At 49.1% G+C, this 24,551-nt stretch carries 20 protein-coding genes; 14 read left to right on the top strand and 6 right to left on the bottom strand.

The features are described from left to right. Nucleotides 1-4: 4 nt before the first annotated feature. From EZ315_RS12920 to EZ315_RS12895, 6 genes are all read left to right on the top strand, one after another. Nucleotides 5-1,000: an NAD-dependent epimerase/dehydratase family protein gene (locus EZ315_RS12920; protein ID WP_135472830.1), complete on the top strand. Its 996-nt coding sequence runs from the start codon at nt 5-7 to the stop codon at nt 998-1,000. A gap of 243 nt (nt 1,001-1,243) precedes the next feature. Beyond that, nucleotides 1,244-4,672, top strand: a complete 3,429-nt coding sequence (ileS, locus tag EZ315_RS12915; protein WP_135472441.1) for an isoleucine--tRNA ligase — start codon at nt 1,244-1,246, stop codon at nt 4,670-4,672. A gap of 41 nt (nt 4,673-4,713) precedes the next feature. Continuing rightward, nucleotides 4,714-5,094 carry a TraR/DksA family transcriptional regulator gene (locus EZ315_RS12910; RefSeq protein ID WP_135472440.1) on the top strand — a complete coding sequence of 127 codons (381 nt, stop codon included), beginning with the start codon at nt 4,714-4,716 and terminating at the stop codon, nt 5,092-5,094. Nucleotides 5,095-5,099: 5 nt separating this feature from the next. Further along, nucleotides 5,100-5,753, top strand: a complete 654-nt coding sequence (locus EZ315_RS12905; RefSeq protein ID WP_370463783.1) for a lipoprotein signal peptidase — start codon at nt 5,100-5,102, stop codon at nt 5,751-5,753. Between the two features lie 20 nt (nt 5,754-5,773). Further along, entirely contained in the window at nt 5,774-6,559 is a 786-nt protein-coding gene (locus EZ315_RS12900) for a DUF4296 domain-containing protein (RefSeq protein ID WP_135472438.1), read from the top strand. Nucleotides 6,560-6,592: 33 nt separating this feature from the next. Continuing rightward, nucleotides 6,593-6,805, top strand: a complete 213-nt coding sequence (locus EZ315_RS12895; protein WP_207104621.1) for a hypothetical protein — start codon at nt 6,593-6,595, stop codon at nt 6,803-6,805. A gap of 3 nt (nt 6,806-6,808) precedes the next feature. Here the strand turns inward: EZ315_RS12895 and EZ315_RS16920 are convergent, their stop codons facing one another. The 3 genes from EZ315_RS16920 to EZ315_RS12880 form a co-directional block, all read right to left on the bottom strand. Continuing rightward, nucleotides 6,809-8,875 (bottom strand): AAA family ATPase, encoded by a 2,067-nt coding sequence (locus tag EZ315_RS16920; RefSeq protein WP_135472436.1) that lies wholly within the window; start codon nt 8,873-8,875, stop codon nt 6,809-6,811. A gap of 15 nt (nt 8,876-8,890) precedes the next feature. Further along, complete coding sequence (locus EZ315_RS12885; protein WP_135472435.1) at nt 8,891-10,588, bottom strand: OmpP1/FadL family transporter; 1,698 nt, start codon at nt 10,586-10,588, stop codon at nt 8,891-8,893. A gap of 142 nt (nt 10,589-10,730) precedes the next feature. Then, nucleotides 10,731-11,804, bottom strand: coding sequence for a hypothetical protein (locus EZ315_RS12880; RefSeq protein ID WP_135472434.1), 1,074 nt, complete (start codon nt 11,802-11,804; stop codon nt 10,731-10,733). A gap of 201 nt (nt 11,805-12,005) precedes the next feature. Here EZ315_RS12880 and EZ315_RS12875 point away from each other — a divergent pair, with 201 nt between their 5' ends. Then, nucleotides 12,006-12,965: a tRNA-dihydrouridine synthase family protein gene (locus EZ315_RS12875; RefSeq protein ID WP_135472433.1), complete on the top strand. Its 960-nt coding sequence runs from the start codon at nt 12,006-12,008 to the stop codon at nt 12,963-12,965. 32 nt (nt 12,966-12,997) lie between these two features. Here EZ315_RS12875 and EZ315_RS12870 read toward each other — a convergent pair whose 3' ends face one another. The 3 genes from EZ315_RS12870 to EZ315_RS12860 all read right to left on the bottom strand — a co-directional run bounded on the left by EZ315_RS12870 (nt 12,998) and on the right by EZ315_RS12860 (nt 16,955). Beyond that, nucleotides 12,998-14,245: a phosphoglycerate kinase gene (locus EZ315_RS12870; RefSeq protein WP_135472432.1), complete on the bottom strand. Its 1,248-nt coding sequence runs from the start codon at nt 14,243-14,245 to the stop codon at nt 12,998-13,000. Between the two features lie 82 nt (nt 14,246-14,327). Then, nucleotides 14,328-15,782 (bottom strand): Na+/H+ antiporter NhaA, encoded by a 1,455-nt coding sequence (nhaA, locus tag EZ315_RS12865; protein WP_135472431.1) that lies wholly within the window; start codon nt 15,780-15,782, stop codon nt 14,328-14,330. Nucleotides 15,783-15,959: 177 nt separating this feature from the next. Next, nucleotides 15,960-16,955, bottom strand: a complete 996-nt coding sequence (locus EZ315_RS12860; RefSeq protein ID WP_135472430.1) for a class II fructose-bisphosphate aldolase — start codon at nt 16,953-16,955, stop codon at nt 15,960-15,962. Between the two features lie 217 nt (nt 16,956-17,172). Between EZ315_RS12860 and EZ315_RS12855 the strand changes: the two genes are divergently transcribed. The 7 genes from EZ315_RS12855 (at nt 17,173) to ispG (ending at nt 24,549) form a co-directional block, all read left to right on the top strand. Further along, a complete protein-coding gene (locus EZ315_RS12855) occupies nt 17,173-18,690 on the top strand; it encodes a capsule assembly Wzi family protein (protein WP_135472429.1) in 1,518 nt (505 codons plus the stop codon). A gap of 4 nt (nt 18,691-18,694) precedes the next feature. Beyond that, nucleotides 18,695-19,144 (top strand): lipocalin-like domain-containing protein, encoded by a 450-nt coding sequence (locus EZ315_RS12850; protein WP_135472428.1) that lies wholly within the window; start codon nt 18,695-18,697, stop codon nt 19,142-19,144. Nucleotides 19,145-19,171: 27 nt separating this feature from the next. Then, nucleotides 19,172-20,161, top strand: a complete 990-nt coding sequence (locus tag EZ315_RS12845; protein WP_135472427.1) for an NAD-dependent 4,6-dehydratase LegB — start codon at nt 19,172-19,174, stop codon at nt 20,159-20,161. A gap of 82 nt (nt 20,162-20,243) precedes the next feature. Beyond that, entirely contained in the window at nt 20,244-21,689 is a 1,446-nt protein-coding gene (gene rpoN, locus EZ315_RS12840) for an RNA polymerase factor sigma-54 (RefSeq protein WP_135472426.1), read from the top strand. A 2-nt stretch (nt 21,690-21,691) separates the two neighbouring features. After that, nucleotides 21,692-22,309, top strand: coding sequence for a phosphatase PAP2 family protein (locus EZ315_RS12835; protein ID WP_135472425.1), 618 nt, complete (start codon nt 21,692-21,694; stop codon nt 22,307-22,309). 47 nt (nt 22,310-22,356) lie between these two features. Further along, nucleotides 22,357-22,860, top strand: coding sequence for a 5-(carboxyamino)imidazole ribonucleotide mutase (gene purE, locus EZ315_RS12830; protein ID WP_135472424.1), 504 nt, complete (start codon nt 22,357-22,359; stop codon nt 22,858-22,860). A 30-nt stretch (nt 22,861-22,890) separates the two neighbouring features. Next, nucleotides 22,891-24,549, top strand: coding sequence for a (E)-4-hydroxy-3-methylbut-2-enyl-diphosphate synthase (ispG, locus tag EZ315_RS12825; RefSeq protein ID WP_135472423.1), 1,659 nt, complete (start codon nt 22,891-22,893; stop codon nt 24,547-24,549). Nucleotides 24,550-24,551: the final 2 nt, after the last annotated feature.

The raw sequence follows: 24,551 nt of genomic DNA, 5'->3' as shown, positions 1-24,551 counted from the left end.
TTCTATGAAAATCGCAATGATAGGGGCCAGCGGATTTGTTGGCACGAGGCTTCTGGGGCTTCTGAGTGAATACCCGCAGCAATATGACTGCAGGAACATCGACCTCCTTCCGAGCCACTTCTTCAATGAGATCACCACAATAGGCGACGTGCGCTCTCAGGAGCAGATGGACCGCGGGCTCCAGGGCGCCGATGTCGTGATACTTCTCGCCGCTCAGCACCGCGATGACATCTCGCCTGTCTCCCTGTACTACGACACCAACGTAGGAGGCATGGAGGTCACGTTGAAAGCCATGGAGAAGAACGGCTGCAAACGCATTATATTTTTCTCGTCCGTGGCTGTGTATGGTCTTGACAAGCCCAATCCAGCAGAGAACTATCCTGCTGATCCGTTCAATCATTACGGCAAATCCAAATGGCAGGCAGAGCAGGTGTTGCAGAGATGGCACGAGTCACATCCGGAGTGGAACATCGACATCGTGCGCCCTACAGTGATCTTCGGCGAGCGCAACCGCGGCAACGTCTACAACCTGCTCAGGCAGATCTCATCCGGTAAGTTCCTGATGGTCGGCAAGGGCGAGAATAAGAAGTCGATGGCCTATGTCGGCAACATCGTGGCTTTTGTGAAATACCTTATCGACAATGTCACAGAGGGCTACAACGTGTTCAACTACATCGACAAGCCTGACAACAACATGAACCAGCTCGTATCCCATGTCAGCAAGGTCCTCGGCAAGCACATCCCGGCAACGCATTTCCCATACTGGCTCGGAATGATGGGCGGCTACTGCTTCGACCTCCTTGCCAGGATTACGGGACGGAAGCTCACTGTGTCATCGGTCCGCGTAAAGAAATTCTGTGCCACCACCGAGTTCGACGCCACAAAGGCACACTCCTCAGGTTTCAAGGCTCCATACACCCTTGACGAAGGCCTCGCCCGCACACTCGAATTCGAATTTGTGCATCCACGCACCGACGACATCACGTTCAAATCAGAGTAGGAGAGATCTGTATCAGTCATACAACTTAAATTAATTGTGGTGGTGTCTAAGATATGTATTAGGATATCACCGCAGTTTTTATATATGATATAATATTAAAGTATTTGGAGAAAATCTTTTTTGGAATTTCTGGGAAATGCGAGGAAAATTTGCTAATTTTGCGAAAATTTTTAAGACTATGGGTGATTCCGCGCTGAAAGGACGGCGGTTTTGCCGATGAAATAAAGTAAAAATCATCTCATTATGGCGAAGAGATTCAAGGAATATGGCGGGCTGAATCTGCCCGAAATCAATCAGAGAGTGCTCGGACAGTGGAGTGACGAGGATGTGTTCCGCCGTACCATGTCGGAGCGCGAAGGTTGTCCGTCGTTTGTGTTTTTTGAGGGTCCCCCTTCTGCTAACGGCCGTCCGGGCATCCATCATGTGCTTGCCAGGACTATCAAGGATATTTTCTGCCGTTATAAGACTATGCAGGGATTCCAGGTGAAGCGCAAGGCTGGATGGGACACCCATGGGCTTCCTGTGGAGCTTGGCGTTGAAAAGGAGCTCGGCATCACCAAGGAGGATATCGGTAAGAAGATATCTGTTGATGAATACAATGCTGCATGCCGTCGAGAGGTGATGAAGTACACTGACCAGTGGGAGGACCTCACCAAGCGTATGGGATATTGGGTGGATATGCCTAATGCATATATCACCTATGACAACCGGTATATCGAGACTGTGTGGTGGCTGCTGAGCAAGCTTTACGAGAAGGGCTACCTTTATAAAGGGTACACCATCCAGCCTTATTCTCCCGCTGCCGGTACAGGACTGAGCTCTCACGAGCTCAACCAGCCCGGATGTTACCGTGATGTTAAGGACACTACCTGTGTGGCCCAGTTCAAGGTGGTTGACGACAATTCACCTGCACTTGCTCCCTACAGGGATATTCTTTTCCAGTGGGGTACACCTTATTTCCTGGCATGGACCACCACTCCATGGACTCTTCCGTCAAATACCGCCCTGGCTGTAGGCCCGGAAATTGCTTACAATATCGTACGCACCTACAATCCATATTCGGGCAAGCCTATCACTGTGGTTGCCGCTGATGCGCTTATGGGCTCGCTTTTCAATGCAAAGGCCTGCGAGCTCAGACTCGATGAATATAACAAGGGTGACAAGCTTGTGCCTTATGAGGTGGTGGCAACAGTGAAGGGTGCCGACCTTGTGGGTATAAATTATGAGCAGCTTCTTCCTTGGGTTAACCCGGGAGAGGGCGCGTTCCGTGTGATACCTGGAGACTATGTGACCACTGAGGACGGAACAGGCATTGTGCATATAGCCGGCACGTTCGGTGCCGATGACCTCCGCGTGTCAAAGCAGAGCGGAGTGCCGCCGCTACATCTTATAGACCGTGACGGCAATATCCGTCCGATGGTCGACATGACAGGCCGTTTCTATCTGATGAGTGATCTTGATCCGAAGTTTGTCAGCGAGATGGTTGATGCGGAGGCTTACAAGGCATGGGAAGGTAAGTATGTCAAGAACGCTTACGACCCTGCTGCCACAGAGGAGACCGAGACTCTTGACGTGCAGATATGCATGGAGCTTAAAGCCACCGACAAAGTGTACAAGATAGAGAAGCATACACACAACTATCCTCATTGCTGGCGTACCGACAAACCGGTGCTCTACTATCCGCTTGACAGCTGGTTCATAAAGACCACAGCAGTGCGTGAGCGTCTGATGGAGCTTAATGAGGGCATCAACTGGAAGCCTGCGTCCACAGGTTCGGGCCGTTTCGGAAAATGGCTTGAGAACCTTCAGGACTGGAATCTGTCACGCAGCCGTTACTGGGGGACACCTCTGCCCATATGGCGTACAGAGGACGGAGCCGAGGAGATGTGCATCTCGTCGGTAGAGCAGCTCTGTGCCGAGATGGACCGTGCGGTTGAAGCCGGACTCATGAAGGAGAACCTTTATCGCAAGGCTGGATTTGAGCCCGGAGTATATGCAAAGGAAAATTACGACAAGATAGACCTGCACCGTCCTTATGTCGATGATATAGTGCTCCTGTCGCCGTCCGGCAAGCCGATGTATCGCGAGAAAGACCTCATAGACGTGTGGTTTGACTCCGGATCAATGCCTTATGCACAGATTCATTATCCGTTTGAGAACAAGGAGGCGTTTGACAATCGTGAGGTATATCCCGCCGACTTCATCGCCGAGGGTGTCGATCAGACCCGCGGATGGTTCTTCACTCTCCATGCGATCGCCGGAATGCTCTTTGACTCTGTAGCTTACAAGGCTGTGGTATCCAATGGGCTTGTCCTTGACAAGTTTGGCAACAAAATGTCAAAGCGTCTTGGCAATGCGGTGGATCCTTTCGGGCAGATTGAGAAATTCGGTGCCGATCCGGTGCGCTGGTACATGATATCCAATTCATCACCATGGGATAATCTCAAGTATGATGAGAACGGAGTGGCGGAGACTTCGCGCAAGTTCTTCTCCACGCTATACAATACATATGGTTTCTTCGCACTGTATGCCAACCTTGACGGATTTGATCCGACTGCTCCGGCAATTCCTGTTGCCGAGCGTCCCGAGATAGACCGCTGGGTGCTCTCCCTGCTCAACACTCTGGTGGGGACTGTCACCGAGTCGCTTGACGATTATGAGCCCACACGTGCAGCACGTGCGATATCAGAATTTGTCGACTCGCTCTCCAACTGGTATGTACGCCTCAACCGCAAACGTTTCTGGAGTGGTGATAACGCCGCTTATCAGACTCTTTATCAGTGTCTGGAGACAGTATCGCGTCTCATCGCTCCTTTTGCACCGTTCTATGCCGACGAGCTGTATCGCGCCCTCACAGCATCCGGCACATCAGTGCATCTTGCAGAATTCCCCAAGATGGATCAGTCACTCTCGGCTCCCGAGCTTGAGAAGCGTCAGCAGTTGGCTCAGGATATCACATCCATGACACTTGCTCTACGCAGAAAGGTCAACATTAAGGTGCGTCAGCCGCTCGGCTCTCTTATGGTGCCTGCGCTTGACGATGAAATGCATTCGATGCTTGACGCGATCTCCGGGCTTGTGAAGGATGAGATAAATGTAAAAGAGCTCAAGATTGTAGGCAATGATGAAAACATCATTGTAAAGAGTGCGAAACCTGACTTCAAAAAGCTTGGTCCGAAGCATGGCAAGAATATGAAGGCTGTTGCAGAAGCCATCAAGTCGCTTGATTCAAAGGCCGTGGCAACTCTTGAGGGGCAGGGATATATTGACCTGAATATAAATGGCGCAGAGATTCATGTTGACGCTTGCGATGTTGATATAGTTTCGGAGGATATCCCGGGCTGGCTCGTCGCAAACAACGGACAGGTGACAATCGCACTCGATGTGACTGTCACACCGGAGTTGAAGCGCGAAGGCATAGCTCGCGAGATAGTCAACCGTGTGCAGAACATACGTAAGCAGAGCGGATTTGAGGTCACCGACCGTATTTGCCTTGTGTTCTCACCCTGCGATGCTACTGATGAAGCTATCAGGGAGTATTCATCTTACATATCTCGTCAGGTACTTGCCAATTCTCTTGAGATCGCACCTGTTGCAGCCGGAGAGGAAGGAGTCAGCGAACTCGCCATAGATGATGTGAACCTTTATGTGAAAATTTCGTTAAATAAGTAAGGAATTAACACGTTTCATATAATTACCTAACTCACACTATTATGAGCGAGAAAAATAGATATAGCGACGAGGAGCTTCAGGAGTTCAAAGCGATTATTCTGGAGAAGCTCGCCAAGGCACAGAAGGAGTATGATACTCTTCGTGCCAATATAAATAACACCGATGGAAATGACATCGCCGACACATCGCCGACATTCAAGATTCTTGAGGAGGGGGCCACGACCCTCTCCAAAGAGGAGGCCGGGCAGTTGGCTACCCGTCAGTTGAAATTCATTCAACACTTGCAGAATGCATTGATCCGTATCGAGAACAAGACTTACGGAGTATGCTGCGAGACAGGAGAACTTATACCTAAGGAGCGTCTACGCGCTGTGCCGCACGCCACACGCAGTGTGGAGGCAAAGAATATGAAAAGAAAATAACACATATGCGTTCACGAGGCACTATTGTAGCCATCATCATTATTGTAACGGTACTCCTCGACCAGATAATAAAGATAGCTGTAAAGACATCTTTCTATCTGGGCGAGGATATGCCTGTTTTTTCATGGTTTCATCTGCTGTTCATTGAGAACAATGGGATGGCATTCGGAATGACCATAGGCAGCAAGCTTGCGCTTACACTTTTTCGTATAGTGGCTGTATCGGCATTAGTATGGTATATCCATAGCATAATTCGTATAAGAGTGGTGCCGAAAGGGTATCTGATATGCCTTGCTTTGATTACTGCAGGGGCTGCCGGAAACATTTTTGACTGTGTATTCTACGGATTGATATTCAATAATCCTATGCCTCCGCAGGTGGCGAGCCTCTTTCCGGAGGGCGGGGGGTATGCGCCTGTGTTTATGGGTAAGGTGGTCGATATGTTCTACTTTCCGTTGTTCTCGTTCACATGGCCTGATTGGGTGCCGTTTGTCGGAGGTCAGTTCTTTCTGTTTTTCCAGCCTGTGTTCAATCTTGCCGATGCTGCCATTTCGTGCGGAATATTCGTGCTTATAGTCTTTTATCACAAGTATGTTCTTTCCCCTTCGGGACTGCGTGACCTTTCGCTCCGCAGTTATTCGAAGAGAGGCAGGATGTAATTACACCCATTATCCTGAAAATGTGCCGTATACCTGTCATACTGCTTTTTATAGTAATGTTCATGTCGTGCAGCAGGACCCCCGATTATGTGATTTCGGAGGACAAGATGGCACGCCTCATGGCGGACATATATATAGGGGATGCGGTGGTAGAGACCGAGCACCGTACGTTCGGCAATGATTCGCTCCGTAAGGTGTTGCAACAGTCGATATACGCTAAGCATGGTGTGACTCGCGAACTTGTGGACACCTCGCTATACTGGTACGGCCATAATATACAGGCATATATGGAAATGTGCGACAAGACGGAAGAGATTCTTCAGAAACGTATCGAAGAGGCTGAGCGCGCAGGTGGCAAATCGGATGGTGCTCCACGGCATATGAGCCTTGACGGTGATTCTGTGGATATTTGGTCAGGCATAAAGATGCGTAGAAACACTGCCAACATACCTTCGGATTTCATATCGTTCAATGTGTCGTCGGATAAGAACTGGGATCGTGGTGACCGTTACACCCTGTCGGTCAAGGGTGTGAATACACATAATCTTGTGACACTCAATATGGCGGTTGATTATAATGACGGAACAACCGAGTACCGATGGTACAATGGACCTGCCGACGGCATGAACCGTCTGCTGCTTGTGCTGGATTCGGCTAAAGTTGCGTCAACGGTGTATGGAGCCATACATTATGCCGCGTCTCCCAAGGAGATTTCCTATCTGGATTCGATAAGCCTTGTGCGTACGCGTGGCAGAAACGACAATGTAAGGGCCCGAGAGGGGCAGAATGTTGTCAAAAACCGATAAACGGATCAGGTCATGGCTTCAGTGAGATGCCACATGGCTGTTGTTAATGGCAGGAGGTGCCGGAATGTCATAGTGACATATTCCGGTGAGACTGTGCCTTCAGACCGCGGACTTGACGTCGGGAAGTGTGAATGTTCGGTAAGAGAATTCACAGGAGAATGCCACTCCACCGTTGATTTCAACGGCGTAGCGGTAATCGAAAACAGTTTTTTGAGGTTTATACCGTTAAACAGTTATCATGGCTGAGGCTTAACGCTTCAGCCTTTTTGCTATAGCTCTGTGGCGGGCTGCTTCCTCGGAGTCGCCTGTCTCTTCGAATATGTGGGCAAGGCATGTGTGCAGTCTGCATTGCAACTGGCGCGGACATTCGATATCGTCGAGCATGTCAAGAGCAAGCATGCATCGGTCCATGGCATTGTGGATATCCCCTTCAGCCATATAGCATGATGCCATTTCGATAACGGCCCTTATGTCGGCTCTGTCATTGTCAAGGATTGTTTTATAGTCATCAAGAGCTTTATCCGTTTCTCCGAGCATAGCGTGTGCTTTTGCTCTGCCGTAGAGAGCCGGGATAAGAGTAGGGGACAGGGTGAGGGCCTTGCCGTAGTTGGCTATTGCCGGAAGCGGCATTTCATCTTGCAGGCAATCATCCCCTAAGGAGATATATTCTTTTGCCATATCGGCAAACCGTTCGGCATCGGCTTTGATTTTGGCTTCAAGATGAGCTATGCGGTCGCTCATGAGTTTCACCACATTGAGTTTCCTGCGGGCAAAACGCATAAGTGCAGGATTATTAAGGATGGAACGGTTACGCAATCCTTCGGCAAACATGTCAAACGCTTCAGGCAACTCACCTTTATCGGCAAGTTTTAGGGCTTTATCGTAGCAACTGTCGGCACGAGCTTTCTCCAGGGCTTCATTTATCAGCGTCTGGTCATTGAACGAACGAGAGAATTGTGTCACCGCGGGATTGACAAATATATCCCTGTCAGCCACCGTAGAGGCTAACGTGAGCCCTTCGAAACTTCGGCAACGAGAGAGAGCCACGTAGGTCTGCCCTCCGGCAAATGCGCCATGACCGAGATCGATTATAGCATTATTGAATGTCAGACCCTGGCTCTTGTGCACGGTCAGAGCCCAGGCAAGTTTGATGGGATATTGTGTGAAACTTCCCAATTCCTCCTCTTTTATCTCTTTGGATGAAGGGTTGAATGTGTATTTGATATTGCTCCATATCTCTTGGCGGACCCGATGAGTTTCTCCAGATTCGAGGGTGATCTCAAGAAGGTCGGCAGCGAGAGCTGACACTCTTCCCACCGTGCCGTTTACCCACCGGCGTTCAGGATCGTTCTTTATGAAAACAACCTGTGCCCCTTCCTTCAGGCATAGGTCCAGATCGGTGGGGAGGGAGTTATCGGGGAACTCACCTTTGATGGTGCCGGTGAAAGTGACTGTGGGTTTCTTTATTGCGCTGAGATGGGCTTCATTGATGTTGTCGACCATGTCGCGGCGAGTCGCGAGTGTCATGGTGAAATCCTTGTCGGATCTTTTTGTGCTGCTGGTTCCTGGCAACTGCATAGGTGCCACACGAGAATTCAGTCGTGCAAGGTCGTCGGGGGTAGATATGCCGGCACGTATACGGTCGAGGAGTGAAATGAAGTCAATATCGGTCTGCCTATACACTTTCCTGAGCTCGATAGGTACAATCTTTATGTCGCGGAAAGCATCGGCATTGAAGAAATAGAAGTTCCGGTAATAGTTGCGCAGAATGTCGCGCATATCACCGGTCACCACAGGCTCAAGCTGGAACACATCGCCTACGAGCAGCAGCTGCTTGCCACCGAAAGGCTGCCGCTCATTGTGGGTATAGAATCGAAGAAGCTTGTCGATGAAGTCGATTATATCGGCACGCACCATCGATATCTCGTCGATGATGATCAATTCAAGATTTCGTATAAGTTTGATGAGTGATGCCGGATATTTCATTCGCTGTCTCAGGCGGTCACGCTTAAAGTCGGGGTCATCGCGCGTGATGGGCTTGAACGGTATACGGAAAAATGAGTGGAGGGTCTGTCCTCCGGCATTCACCGCCGCAATGCCTGTAGGTGCGAGCACCACATAAGGCTTGCTTGTGTGGCGGGTGATGTAACGTAGGAATGTGGATTTGCCTGTGCCTGCCTTTCCGGTCAGGAACACGGACTGACTGGTATATTGCAACAATTCCCAAGCCTTCTGGAACTCGGGATTGTCAAGGTCAATCACCTCCTCCGCGTCATTCTGACGTGAAGGAGGTGAAGCGGTCTTTTTTCTTGCCATTAAAAAAGATGTTTTTTAGAAGCGGACACCAAGAGTGAGCACTAACTGGCTATTGTTGTATGTTACTTTAGCTTTAGGGGCATAGACAAAAGAGCCGGGATTCATAAGTTCCTCATAATTGGTGAATGCCTGATAGTCGCTTTCGCGGTGACGGTATACGTATGCGAGGTCAGCGTAGAAATTCTTGTAGCGATAACCGAGTCCGCATGTGATATAATTTGTGCTGCGGTCGAGTGTGAATGATGGCTGAGTCTCGGTGTCGTAAGCACCTGATGTGGGGACATAGATCACTTCGCTGTTATTTGCGGGATCAATGAGCTGTGTCTGTACCGGACTCGACTCATAGCTATAGCCGGCACGGATGCTGAATGCGGGAGTCACGCGGTATTCGGCTCCGAGGCGTATGATGTTTACACCCTTATAGAAGGTCTTTATGTTATCATTGTAGGCATTATAGTTGTTGCCGTTCCAGTCCTTGACTTTCATGTCGCTGTAAGCACGGTATTCGTAATCGGCACTGATTATTGCGCGTCCGCCGATCACACCGGCAGCTCCCACCATGAAACGCCATGGAGTCTGGAGCTTCCAGTCGAAATCTTCCCATTCGGTGCTTGTCTGACCGTTGTTGAATTTATTAGCTTCATTCTGAGTGTACTGTGGCGAGTCATAACCGAATGCCATAGTGGCGTTGCCCTCATATGAGAGATTGTAGTAGGTAGGGGTGTGGACTGCAATACCAAGTCGGAATTCATTGACCGGTTTTATAATGACGCCGGCCTTGAAGTTGAATCCGCTTCCCCAGATGTGCTTGTAATTGGTCAAGCCGTAATCCCCTGTGTTCTGAGGATAATCTTTTCCGGAATAGTAGCCATAGTCTCCGGCATTTGGATCGTCAGGAGTGGGCTTAGGTGTGAAACTCGGCACATTGGGAGCATTGAACGCTTCCCCATAATAGGCATATTGCTTAAAATCTATGTCGGTTATTCCGAAACCTATGCCCCAGTACAGGATGTTCATTACATTGCCGCCGAAATTGAGAGAGTACTCATCGACATGTCCTTTCTCTTCAATATCGTACCATCCTTCGCCTGTGGTGCTGCCGTAATTGAATAGACCTGTATAACTGTTGGCTCCTGGACCTGTAGGGTTTATGCCGAATCCGTCAAACATCAGTATGCTTGACCATGGGGCATCCGAATCGAAATACGGATTATTGTTTAAGAGATCGCCCTGAGTGAAACCGTCATAGGTAGTGTAATCGGCAACCATATTGGTGTAGGAAGTGCCTATCTCGCCGAGGCGACCGCCGTAACGGCGATCAAATGATGCTGCACGAGAAAAGCTGACACCCCAGTTGAAGAATGGCATTGCGCTGCTGCCGGTGTTGACTGAGCCGATATATCCGAAGTTGTTGACTCCGAATTTGGTCTGGCTGTTCTTGTCGGTAAGAGAGCCTACAGAGGACTTTGTGGACTGAGGTTCGAGATCAAGAGTCAGCGATATGTCGCTGCTGCGATACACTCCTATGCCGCCGGGGTTTTGGTTCAATGTAGATATGTCTCCGCCAAGAGCTGTGAAGGCTCCGCCCATCGACATAAAGCGTGCTGATCCGCGCAGGTCGAGCTGGGATGCGGAATAAGCGTCCACAGCTGTCTGGGCATAAGCACATGCCGGGAGAGTTATGGCGAGTGCTAAGAGATGATGCTTGTTCATAAATGTGCTGTTGAATAATGTGAGTATTATTTAATTACAACATTATTGGTTGCGAAATAGTTGAGAGAGGATGGGGGGATAATGGTTATGAAAATAGAACCATCGGGCAAAAACGCCTGATGATTCTATTGTTCATTATGGATTAATGGCGTCCACGTCCGCCTGAACGTCCTGCGCCACTTGAGCGTCCGCCGCCTCCGTATGAGCCGCTGCCAATGGAACTGCCACGTGACGAGCCTCCGTTATAGTTGCCAAATCCGGAACTGCGCCCGCCATTTGTGTTGTAAGGACGAGTGTATCCGTCATTGTTGTTATTGTAGGATGGTCGTGTGGTGACACCCCGGTTCGGACGGCGGTTGGAGTTGCCGGAGTTGGTTGATACGCCGGGTCGGCGACCGTTTGTAGACGGGCGGTTGTATGATCCGGAATTGCTGTTGCGTATCTGCTGGCGACGGCCTCCGTTGATTATGCCTGAAGTGTTGTTGCCATATGCCGGGCGGTTATTGCCGGGACGATATCCGGGTACATTTGGCCGATTGACCGGGTGGCTTGGTCCCCAGCCGGGATGTCCCCAGCCCCAGGACGGACCCCACGCAGGGCCCCATCCCCAACTGGGATGTCCCCAGCCCCAGGATGGTCCCCAAGCAGGACCCCATCCCCAGTTCCAGGACCAATACAGATCATGCCAGCTGTCCCAATACCAAGGTGAGTTCCATCTCCAGTTGAAGCTCCAATAAGGAGAGTACCATGAGAAGTGAGGATAGAAATAATCATAGCCCCAGTAGGCTGATGGTGTGTTGACATATATGTTGACACGCTCAGGCTCCATGTAGTATATGTTGGCAAGTTCCTGATCGCCGGAACCGCTCACGATTTCGGGGTTGTAGAATTGCTCTATGCGACGAGTGTATGCAAAGTCAGTAGCAGTGGTGTCGTTGGACAGGGAATCCTTGGCGAATATACCGCGGCGGTTATAGTCGTCAATGCTTATCCTGCGTGTGCCGTTTACAGTATAGGTGTCAGCAGAAGGGTATTCGGCTACTATGACTGTTGATGGAGTGGAATATGTCTGACGAATTGTCTTGGTCGTTTTTGGCGTAGACTTATCCTTCGAGGCATCATAATAGATGTCGTCATCGAAGAACGACTGGGCAGTGGCTGCCGAAGTGACTGCCACTATGCCTGCCAGGGTGAGAAGTATGCGATTGATTTTCATCGGAAGAGATAATTAACTATTGTTGTAATCTGCTTTTAATATATTAGACATCCGGGAGGACAAAAGGTTTAAACCCATTGACGTATTGGATCTTATTTGTCGCAAAACGCCGAATATTCTCCTGGACTGATACAAAAATAGTCAAAAAAATCAAGACTGTCAACACATCGAGCTGACTTTTTCACTAATTTTGCCATCGATATGGAAGAAAAGAACAGTTTTATGATTTTTTCAGCACCCATCCAAGGGTTGACTGATCCTGTATGGCGACATTTTCATCATCAGGTGTATGGTGGTGGTTCTGTCGCAGCTTATCACACTCCGTTTATGCGTGTGGAGCGTGGAGAGGTAAGGCGTCGTGATGTCAGAGACCTGAAATCGGAGTTCAATCAAGGGCTTACACTTGTGCCGCAGATCATATTCAGAGACATCAAGGAGTTCAGAATGCTTTGTGATGAGATCCGGATCGCAGGTTATAGTGTAGCGGATATGAATATGGGGTGCCCTTTTCCTCCACAGGTCCATCACGGACGAGGAGCCGGCATATTGGGTAATATAGAGCTTTTGAGAGAGGTGTCGGCGGTCATTACGGCAGAGTATGGCGACTTGTCGTTTTCAGCAAAGATGCGTCTCGGTGTCGAGTGTCCCGATGAATGGCGAGATGCGCTTGCTGTCCTGAACACCATACCTCTACGGCATGTGACTGTGCATCCGCGCACAGCTCGCCAGCAGTATTCCGGGGATTTGTTTATGGATGAGTTTGCAATGGTGCTCGGCGCGTCGGCACATCCGGTTATATATAACGGAGATATAGTGCGCCCCGAACAGATAGATGAAGTGATGTCGGCATATCCCGGTGTGGCTGGTGTGATGATCGGCAGGGGATTGTTCTCTCGTCCGTCGATAGTTGAAGAATGGCGAAATGGGGTCGAGTGGGATCTCGATAAGAAGATGGAGGCTTTCGTCAGGCTGCATAATTCCATATATTCCCATTATTGTGACACCCTGTGTGGTGATGTGCAGATACTTGGCAAGATGAAACCGTTCTGGGAGTACATGGCTCCTAATGTTGACCGAAAGGCTTATAAGGATATAAAGAAAGCGTCGTCATTACGTAAATATGACGACGCTGTGGGACGCTGTATGCGGATTAATCACTAATCATCATGCAGCTATTTATAGAATAGTTTGTTTTAGCCGCGGATAGCTGCTATGCCGGGGAGCACCTTGCCTTCGATGGCTTCAAGGAGGGCACCACCACCGGTGGATACATAGCTGACCTTGTCAGCAAGGCCGAACTTGTTGATGCAGGCCACAGAGTCGCCTCCACCTACGAGAGAGAATGCACCGTTTTCGGTAGCTTCAACGATGGCATCAGCGATAGCGCGTGAGCCGGCTGTGAAGTTGTCGAATTCAAACACTCCGGCGGGTCCGTTCCAAAGAATGGTCTTTGCGCCCTTGATAGCATTGGCAAAAGCCTCACGTGTGTTGGGACCAGCGTCAAGACCTTCCCATTCAGCAGGGATCTCCATGCACGGTACCACCATGGTGTTGGCATCGTTGCTGAAATCGTCAGCGGCAACGCAGTCAGTTCCGATCACGAGGTTGACACCTTTCTGCTTGGCTTTTTCGATGATGTCGAGAGCGAGCTGGAGCTTATCCTCTTCGCAGATTGACTTGCCAACATTTCCGCCAAGAGCTTTGGCAAATGTGTAGGTCATACCACCGCAGAGGATGAGGTTGTCCACCTTGTCCATGAGGTTTTCGATGATGCCTATTTTTGTGGAAACTTTCGATCCGCCCATGATAGCGGTGAAAGGACGCTTGATGTCAGAGAGGATGTTGTCAACGGCATTTACCTCTTTCTCCATGAGGTAGCCGAGCATTTTGTTGTCAGCGTCGAAATAATCGGCGATCACAGCAGTGGATGCGTGGCGGCGGTGAGCTGTTCCGAATGCATCGTTGACATATACGTCAGCGTAGGAAGCGAGGGTCTTGGCAAACTCTTTCTGCTTCTCTTTCATTTCTTTCTTTGCAGCCTCGTAAGCGGGATCTTCCTTGTCGATGCCTACAGGCTTGCCTTCCTCTTCGGGGTGGAAGCGAAGGTTTTCGAGCAGGAGCACTTCGCCGGGCTTGAGAGCAGCCGCAAATTCTGATGCGTTGGCGCAATCATCGGCAAATTTTACCTCTGTGCCAAGGTGATTGCCTACGGCTTCTTTTATCTGGCTGAGTGACATCTTGGGGTTGACTTTTCCTTTGGGCTTGCCCATATGGCTCATGATAATGAGGCTTCCACCGTCATTGAGGATTTTTTTGAGGGTGGGGAGGGCACCGCGGATACGGGTGTCATCAGTGATGTTGCCGTTCTCGTCCAGGGGAACGTTGAAGTCAACGCGCACGATAGCCTTTTTGCCGTTGAAATTGTACTGATCAATAGTCATTGATGATAATATTTTGGGTTTCTTTTTTACGGATGCAAATTTACGGAAAAATTTCTTTAATTGTATAATTTTAGAAGCTTTTTTATTGTCTTTGTTCATTGTGCGTGGCAGATGTTGTGCCGGGCGCTATTGCATTTGCGCTTTTTGGAAGAGTGATGCGCAGAAGCATATAGCCCAACAGTCCTGCTGTGAGGGAGCCGGCGACGATACCGAGTTTGGCGTTGTCGAGCATCTCAGCCCCTATCGGATATGAGGTGTCGAATGTCAGTGACGCGATGAAAAGGGACACCGTGAACCCTATGCCTCCGAGAAGTGATATCGCACTCATCATCTTCCAGTTGGATTTTTCCGGCATCGGGGCTATGCCTGTTTTGACTCCTAACCATGAGAACAGGAATATGCCAACGAACTTTCCGACAACGAGAGATACCATTATTGCCAGGCTTATGCCGCTGACAACAGCTGTTGGCTCGATGTCAAGAAGGTATATTCCTGCATTGGCGAAGGCAAACAGGGGGATGATCAGATAGTCGGTGAGCGGGTGCAACTGGTCCTCCATGTCCTGGAGCGGAGATATCACACGGTCGGATGCTGTCTCGATTTCCTTGAGCCAGTCCATCTGCTCATGGCTGAGTATGGTACGTGAATTCGGGTCTAGATCGTCATCCTCACGGAATCTGCGTATGTTCTCACGTATGATTTTTATGTATTTGCCTGGGGCGTAGACAGGCACTGACGGCACACACAATGCCACAAGCACTCCGGCTATAGTGGGATGTATGCCGGAATTCAGGACAAGGAACCATACAACACCGCCTATGATGAAGTAGAACATCTTGGTCTGAATCTTAAGCACTGCCCCTCCGGCAAGAAGAACAAGCAGTCCGATGGCTGCGTAACCTATAAACGCCATGTCGATATGTCCGGAATAGAACGTGGCTATGACGATTATGCCTCCGATATCGTCGACAACAGCAAGAGTGGTGAGGAAAATTTTCAGTGATGACGGCACTCTTGAGCCGAGCAAGGCTATGATGCCTAACGAGAAGGCAATGTCGGTAGCCATGGGGATGGCGGCTCCGTCAGTATAAGTTGTGCCTTGTGACATGATGAAGAATATGCTCACAGGTATGATCATGCCACCTATCGCTCCGAGTACCGGAAGCAGTGCCTTACGGAAGGAGGATAGTTCTCCGACAAGTATTTCGCGCTTGATTTCCAACCCGATATTGAAGAAGAATATCGCCATCAGTGCATCGTTGATGAACTGTAGGACGGTCATTGGATGGCCGGCGTGGGAGAACAGGTTGAAGTCTCCGATCTGCAATCGCATTTCCTGGCCCCAGAACTCACTGTAAAATGTGCTGATCCCTGGGATATTTGCTGCAAGCAGTGCGAGCAGAGTGGCTAACATGAGCACATTGCCGCCACTGGCATGGTGGGAGAGTGCCCGGCGGGCAGAGAAAAACACATTGTCAGCAAACGTCTCTTTCTCGGCATTGTGAATGTTGGGAGTTGAAGAGTGATGAGTTGTCATTGTTAGTTTTTGTGATATTAACAATCTTGATATGCAAGGTGTTTTTCGTGGAACTGAAAAAGTCAACTCAAACGGCAGAATAAAAAATTCGCCCGGAGGCATCACGCGCCCGAACGAATCATTGTCAGTGCAAAAATTATAAATAATGTCTAAAAGAATAATTTCCTTAGATAATCATTATGCTTTACCGTTGGAGCCAAGCACATTGACGATCTTGTGCTTGTAGAGTTTCTCCATGTTTTCACGAGCAGGACCGAGGTACTTGCGGGGGTCGAACTCGGCAGGCTTTTCTGCGAGGACCTTGCGTACGGCGGCTGTCATGGCGAGACGGCTGTCAGAGTCGATATTGATCTTGCATACTGCACTCTTTGCTGCCTTGCGGAGCTGCTCTTCAGGAATGCCGATAGCGTCGGGAAGCTTGCCGCCATACTTGTTGATGGTGTCAACCTCATCCTGGGGAACAGAAGATGAGCCGTGAAGCACGATGGGGAAACCGGGGAGCTTCTCCATTACAGCATCGAGCACATCGAATGCCAGCGGCGGGGGAACGAGTTTGCCCTCTTCATTGCGTGTGCACTGCTCGGGAGTGAACTTGTATGCGCCGTGGCTTGTGCCTATAGAGATAGCGAGCGAGTCGCAGCCTGTGCGGGTAGCGAAGTCGATTACCTCTTCAGGATCGGTGTATGTGTGATGGTCGGATGAAACCTCGTCCTCTACGCCGGCAAGCACACCAAGCTCACCTTCTACGGTCACGTCAAATTTGTGGGCGTATTCGCACACCTGCTTTGTGAGAGCGACGTTCTCTTCGTAGGGGAGGTGGGAGCCGTCGATCATTACTGATGAGAATCCGTTGTCGATGCAGTCTTTGCAGATCTCGAAGCTGTCGCCGTGGTCGAGATGGAGAACAATCTGAGGATTTTCCCATCCGAGGCTCTTGGCATACTCAACAGCTCCCTGGGCCATGTATCGCAGTAGTATGGCATTGGCATAGTTGCGCGCGCCTTTTGATACCTGAAGAATCACAGGAGACTTCTCTTCGGCAGCAGCCTTGACAATAGCCTGGAGCTGCTCCATGTTGTTGAAGTTGAACGCGGGAACGGCGTAGCCTCCCTTGATGGCCTTGGCAAACATCTCTTTGGTGTTTACGAGCCCTAATTCTTTATAATTTACCATTTTATACAGATAAATTTGTTATTGATGAAGTATAATATTAGAATCGTACCGAGCGCAAAGTTAGCAATTATTTTTCATTCCGCACTATGGCTTGACAAAAATATTGTTAATGTGACGTGATTTTGTTAAATTGCCACATGTGTTGGAAATCGTCATTTTGTGTATTATAAAATAATTGCTAAATTTGTGGATTGATTCCATAATTGTGCAAGTAAGTATGAAAACAAGATCCCTCATAATGCTCATGGCATTTGCCGTCGTTGTGTTACCGTCGTTCTCGCAGCAAGGGCTGGATTGTGAGGTGTCGTTTTCTGCCGGGTATGGTAGCGGAGACTTCGCTCCTTATTATATATCCTCATTGAAGCATGGACGGTTTTCCAGCTCTAAAAATTTGCAGGCTGAGATCTCTGTGTCGCGTGCGATGAATAAGGGTGACCGGTTCTCGTATGGCTACAGTGCGGATGTGATAGCCGGATATGCATCAGGGGTTGGGTATGAAAGATATGACAAAGACACCGAAGGATGGGTGTGTCATACTGAACGCCCTTCTTCCGTATGGATTCAGCAGCTATATGGAGAAGTGAAGTACAGAGGAGTATTCGCTTCATTCGGGATGAAGGAACACACCTCCGCATTGTTGAATCAACGTCTGACAAGCGGTGACCTTGTGGAGAGCGGAAATTGCCGTCCGATTCCGCAGTTAAGGGTGGGATTCGTTGATTTTCAGGATATCCCATTCACGAATGGGTGGATGCAGATTCAAGGCGAGGTGTCTTACGGAAAAAGGCTGGACAATGGGTGGTGGCGCGATCATTATAACTATTATAACGATTATCTGCCACGTAATGAGTGGTACAATTATAAACGGTGCTACTTCCGCACACGACCGTCTGAGCCTTTCTGCGTTACATTTGGCATGCAGGCTGCCGGAGAGTTTGGCGGGATTTCGGATTATTATTCAAAGGGGGTTCTGGTCAGAACAGATAACAAGCCCATCAAGCTGCATACCTTCTTTCAGATGCTGATGCCTACAGAAGATGGAGGAGAAGGCTTCTATTCCGGAAATCATCTTGGAGCATGGGACTTTAGGGCTCGATACAGGTTTAAGGGTGGTCATGAGGTGGCAGGATATTTCTCATGGCCGTTTGAGGATGGTTCCGGCATAGCCAAACAGAATGGCTGGGACGGTCTGTGGGGGCTTGAATATAAGGCTCCTAATAAGGGTGTGATATCAGGAGCGTTGATTGAATATCTTGATCTCACCAACCATGGAGGACCTATAACACATAATCCAGCCGACTATCCCGGCACATCGATCACAAGCCATGTGTCAGGTCAGGATAATTATTATAACCATGGGCTGTATGCTTCATATGCCTATTTCGGAATGTCGATAGGTACTCCTGCCATGATGTCACCTATATATAACAGAGATGGTTATATTAAATTTGTAGGTAATGTGATGCGAGCATTTCATGTGGGCATAGAAGGAGACATGACTTCGAGTGTGTCTTACAGGCTAAAAGGCGGATACCGAAAGGCCTACGGCAACAGCAGCATACCCTTTGTCAAGCCTATTCATCTGGCATCATTCTTGGCAGAGATCAATTGGCGGTCTAAAAGTGTGAAAGGGTTGAGCGTGAACACCCAGTTAGGGCTGGACCGTGGCGATATGCCATGCAATTCATTTGGTGCGATGGTGTCAGTAAAGTATAACGGACTATTAAATTTCTGAGATCATGTTTGCCAAGTTTCGCTGTATAATACTATTGCTGATGATGCTTCCTCTGTTTTTTGGAGGATGCACACACAATGACGGGGATATAGGTGACTTGTTCGGCCGTTGGAAGCTTGTGTCACTCAGTGCCGACGGAGAGGAGCTACCGATTTATAATAATGATGTGCTTCTTTACAGTTGGGATTTTCAGGGTGATATGATCATGATCCGAGAGTCCAGACTTCATAATGAGGTTTATGCAACAGGAGGAATGTGGACCAGGGACAACGATATGTTGATGCTCAAGTTCTCATCCTCAAGTTATGCCCCGATAGTTTCGGCATTGCATCTAATTGACAATGATATAACACCATTGAATATAGAGACCCTGACCTATTCGGACATGCGGTTATGGTATGTCTCGGATACTGATGGTGTTAAATACCGATATGTGTTAAGAAAGGCTTATTAAACAGAAATTTATTTGGAATCATCTATAATGCAATCAAAAAGAGAAAAAGTGCTCGTTACCGGAGCTGACGGATTCATAGGGTCTCACCTTGTAGAAGCTCTTCTGTCAGCCGGTTATGATGTAAGGGCACTCAGCCAATACAATTCGTTCAATTACTGGGGATGGCTTGAGGGAATCGAGCATCCGGGGCTTGAAGTGGTGACTGGAGATGTCCGTGACCCAAACCTGTGTCGGGAGATTGTCAAGGGCTGCACAACTGTGTATCATCTTGCTGCTCTAATCGCTATACCTTACAGCTATATAGCCCCTGACAGTTATGTCGATACCAATATCAAGGGCACACTCAATATATGTCAGGCTTGCAGGGATGCCGGGGTGAGCCGCCTTGTGGTGACATCCACAAGCGAGGTGTATGGTACAGCACGTTATGTGCCTATTGACGAGAAGCATCCCAAGCAGCCTCAGTCGCCCTACAGTGCCACGAAAATAGGGGCTGATGCCATAGCCCTGAGCTTTCATAATGCGTTCAGCCTGCCGGTAGTTATAGCCCGTCCGTTCAACACATACGGTCCGCGCCAGAGCGCGAGGGCCATAATTCCATCGATCATATCCCAGATTGCGTCAGGAAGGCGTGAGATAATGGTAGGTGATCTTACTCCTACGCGAGACTTTAATTATGTTGCCGATACAGCTGCCGGATTTATCGCATTGGGCATAACTCCGGGTGTGGAAGGTAAAGAGATCAATATAGCCACAGGCACAGAGGTGTCCATGCGTGAAACACTTGAGACCATAGCTGAGCTTATGGGCGAGGACGTGAAATATGTTACTGATCCTGCAAGGCTGCGTCCTTCAGGAAGTGAGGTGTTCCGTCTTTGCGGGGATAATACTATTATCACTTCGATGACCGATTGGCGACCCCGATACACTCTGCGTGACGGATTGAAAGCCACTATAGAATGGTTCTTAAAATCAGAAAATCTTGCCAAGTATAAGACAGGAATCTATAATGTCTGAGCGTTATGACTGTGTGTCATGTTGCCTGATTAGGGTTAAACCATGAGTGCGGTTATGTCGTTATCTTGATAAATTGTAATGTATGAAGGAAGTTCTCAGCCAATCGCTTGAACAGAGAATGCAGCTGCGTCTGTCGCCGTTGCAGATCAGGCTTGTGCGTATGCTTGAGATGTCCGAACCCGAAATCGAAGAGGAGGTGCGCCGCGAACTTGACGACAATCCTGCTCTTGAGGTAGCTGACTCCGTGGCTGGCGATGACAGTGCGGAAGAGTCGTTCAATGAAACGGCTGACGATATGCAGCTTGCCGATTATGCGAGTGAGGATGATATACCTCCTTATCGACTGGGGATAAACAACAGAAGTGCCGACGATTCTGTATTCGAGCCTGTTGCTGTTGCTGGCGGCGGGTCACTGATAGACTATCTGATGACACAGCTTGCTGAGACTGAAATGTCGGAACGCCAGCTTGACATATCAAGATATGTGATAGGAAATCTTGATGACAACGGATATATGACACGTTCGCTTCAGCAGATTGAGGACGACCTTGCTTTTGATGCCGGTATCGAAGTTACTGCTGAGGAACTAAAAACCGTCTATAATGCCATACGCCGTCTTGATCCGGCAGGAGTAGGCGCAAATGATCTCAGGGATTGTCTGCTTTTGCAGCTTAAAAGGCTCCCGGAGAATGATTCGACACGCCTTGCGAGTGAGATTGTGAGGGATTATTTCGACATCTTCTCACTAAGACATTTTGATCGTCTTGCATCAATGCTTGGCGTGAGCCGTGAATCTCTTAAGGCTGCTGATGAGGTGATACGCTCTCTTGATCCGAAGCCCGCAAGCCGGATAGGAGAGAGCGATGCCGATGACCGTACACGACATATAATCCCTGATTTCTATGTCGATGTGGATCAGAATGACCGTGTGACCGTAACCATGCCCAACAATATCCCTGATCTGGTGATAGAACGGAGCTTTGTCGCGTATGATAATGGGGGAGAGCCATGGAATGCATCTTCGGGAAAACGACAGAGCGAAGCTCAGTCATTCATAACAAAAAAGAGGGAGGAGGCTTCGGACTTTATAGAGCTCCTTAGGATGCGACGCTCCACGCTGATGAATGTGATGGAGGCGATAGTACGTTGGCAGAAAGATTTCTTTGTCTCTGAAGATGAGAGCAGACTCAGGCCCATGGTGTTGAGAGATATCTCTTCATTTACCGGACTGGATATTTCGGTTATTTCACGAGCCACAGCCGGTAAGTATGTTGCCACTCCGGGTGGCGTGTATCCTCTGAAATTCTTTTTCAATGAAAGGGTAAATGACGAGGAGGACGCTTCATCGCACGAAATTCTTTCCTCCCTAAAGGGCTTGATATCAGATGAGGACACCGCTTCGCCTCTCAGCGATGATGCTCTCACGACCATGTTGAATGAAATGGGCTACAACATAGCCAGGCGTACGGTGGCTAAATATCGTGAACGTCTCGGAATACCTGTGGCCAGACTAAGAAAAAAAATATAATTATGAAACGGATATCACAGATCATCTCCAGCATTTTTACACCGCTGTTGGTGCCCACTTATGCGATGATACTTGCATCATTCCTTTCGATGCTTGTGGTGCTGCCCTCCAAGGTACTGTGGACCACGATCGCTATAACATTCGTGCTGACCTGTGTGATACCTTTTGCCGGCATAATCGGGTTGTATAAATCAGGGGTTGTAAACGATCCAGGGCTGAATTCCAGGTCGGAGCGTTCAATACCGTATATCCTTATCATACTTTGTTATCTCGGTTGCGGATATTTCCTTTTCAGGGCAGGTGCCCCTCAGTGGCTCACATTATTTTTTGCGGGTGGCGCGATAGCCGCATTCGTGAACATAATCGTGAATCTTAAATGGAAGATATCGGCACACTCTGCCGCTATGGGAGGACTGGCAGCCATGATGTTCCGTCTTGCGGCATCTCATCAGGCTGTATGCGACCTGAATGTGTGGCTCTCGGTGACAGTGGTGCTTGTAGGGCTTGTGATGACTGCACGTGTGTATCTGCAATGCCATACACTTATGCAGGTGTTGGCGGGTGCGCTCAACGGTTTTGTCTGTGTATGGTTCTGCACAATGATACATCTCCCTCAATGATTTTTCCGTAATATTTCAATAACCAATCAATATTGCATATTTGACTGATGAAACCAATTGTGAGTATTATTATGGGGAGCACAAGCGATCTCCCTATTCTTAAGAAGGCTGCCGATTTTCTGAATGATATGCAGGTGCCTTTTGAGATGAATGCCCTTTCGGCACATCGCACTCCACGTGAGGTGGAGGAGTTTGCCACAGGGGCACAGGCGCGAGGCATAAAGGTGATAATCGCTGCTGCCGGCATGGCTGCTGCTCTGCCTGGAGTGATTGCCGCAATGACTCCGCTTCCGGTCATAGGCATTCCTATCAATTCCACACTTAGCGGAATGGATGCCCTCTACTCTATAGTGCAGATGCCTCCGGGTATATCAGTGGCGACTGTGGGTATCAATGCCGGGATGAATGCTGCTGTGACAGCCGTACAGATACTCGCTCTCTCCGATCCGGATCTTGCAGCTCGTTATGAAGCCTACCGCGCCACTCTCTCCAAGAAGATAGTCAAGGCTAATGAGGAGCTCAGAGAAGTCAAGTACGAATACAAAGTGTAATTCTCAGTCACTTCTGTGGCTTGTTTTTCTATGGAAAAATTCCAATGGACACGTCGCGTCACCTCTCCGGTCAAGGTAGGTGACGTGACTATTGGCGGAAACAATCCGGTGGTTGTGCAGTCAATGACAACTACCTCCACCAATGATACTAAAGGCTCGGCTGAGCAGACACGACGCATTGTAGAGGCCGGAGGCGAGATAGTCCGCCTCACTACACAGGGTGTCCGTGAGGCAGAGAACCTTTACGAGATAAAGAAGTCGCTTGGCACGATGGGTGTTAAGGTGCCTTTGGTCGCTGATGTGCATTTCAACCCGCGTGCGGCTTTTGCCGCTGCGGAGAGGGTTGAGAAAGTACGTATCAATCCAGGCAATTTCGTTGATCCGGGACGTACATTCAAGAAGATAGAGTTCACTGACGGGGAATATGCCGAAGAGCTCATAAAGATTGAGAATGCTCTTGTCCCGCTTCTTGACCTTTGTAAGGAGCATCACACTGCTTTGCGCATCGGAGTTAACCATGGGTCTCTTTCCGACCGAATCATGAGCCGGTATGGCGATACCCCTGCCGGTATGGTGGAGAGTGCCATGGAGTTTCTTCGTGTATGTGTACGTCATGAGTTCAATGATGTGGTCATATCGATCAAGGCCTCCAATGTGCTTGTGATGACTGAGACTGTGCGCCGTCTTGTTGCAGCTATGGATGCGGAGGATATGCATTTTCCGTTGCATCTCGGTGTGACCGAGGCCGGCGATGGAGAGGATGGCAGAATAAAGTCGGCGGTCGGAATAGGATCGTTGCTGATGGATGGTATAGGGGATACTATACGCGTGTCACTCAGTGAAGAGCCTGAACAGGAAATACCTGTAGCGAAAGCGATACTGCGTCATATCGATGAGGTGTCAGGAGCATCCGGTGATTATGTGATGAACGGATACATAGAAGATGCAGATCCGTTTGTCTGTTCTCGAAGAAAGTCGGCATGGGACGGCAGAGTCACTCAGGTAGTGGGGCTTGATCCTATAAATGATGAAACCAAGGATGGTATATGGGCTGACTTGAACGGTGATTGGGGTCTTGAATATGATAAAATATCTGCAAGGCATGATGCCGTGGTAACTGTGACTGCCGATGGTGCCGATTGGGCTTTGAAGGTAAAGTCGTTTGTAAATGGGATGTCAGCACGCGGGATTGAGAATCCTGTGATTGTAGCGAAGTTCTACGACATTGTTTCTTTCGAGGCATTGCAGATCACTGCTGCGGTCGATTTCGGTTATGTGCTCCTTTCCGGCATTGCGGATGCGATATTTATCGGTGCTCCGGATGTGACACGTGAAGAGCTGAACAGGTTGTCGCTCAATATTCTACAGGCGACTCGTCACCGCATATCCAAGACGGAGTTTATATCATGTCCGGGGTGCGGGCGCACGCTCTATGACCTTCAGTCGACATTGAAGGAAATAAAGGCTGCGACATCTCATCTTAAAGGATTGAAAATAGGTGTGATGGGATGCATTGTGAACGGTCCCGGAGAGATGGCAGATGCCGATTACGGATATGTAGGCGCAGGACCCGGGCATATAAGCCTGTACAAAGGCAAGGAATGTGTGGTGAAGAATATTCCTGCGTCAGAGGCTCTTCCTCGGCTCATTGCTCTTATTAAGGAACATGGCGACTGGGTGGAACCTTGATA

The sequence above is a fragment of the Duncaniella freteri genome (assembly GCF_004766125.1).
In the GTDB taxonomy this organism is placed as follows: domain Bacteria; phylum Bacteroidota; class Bacteroidia; order Bacteroidales; family Muribaculaceae; genus Duncaniella; species Duncaniella freteri.
The sequence above is the reverse complement of the archived record's forward strand: the minus strand, read 5'-3'. Positions and strand labels throughout refer to the sequence as shown.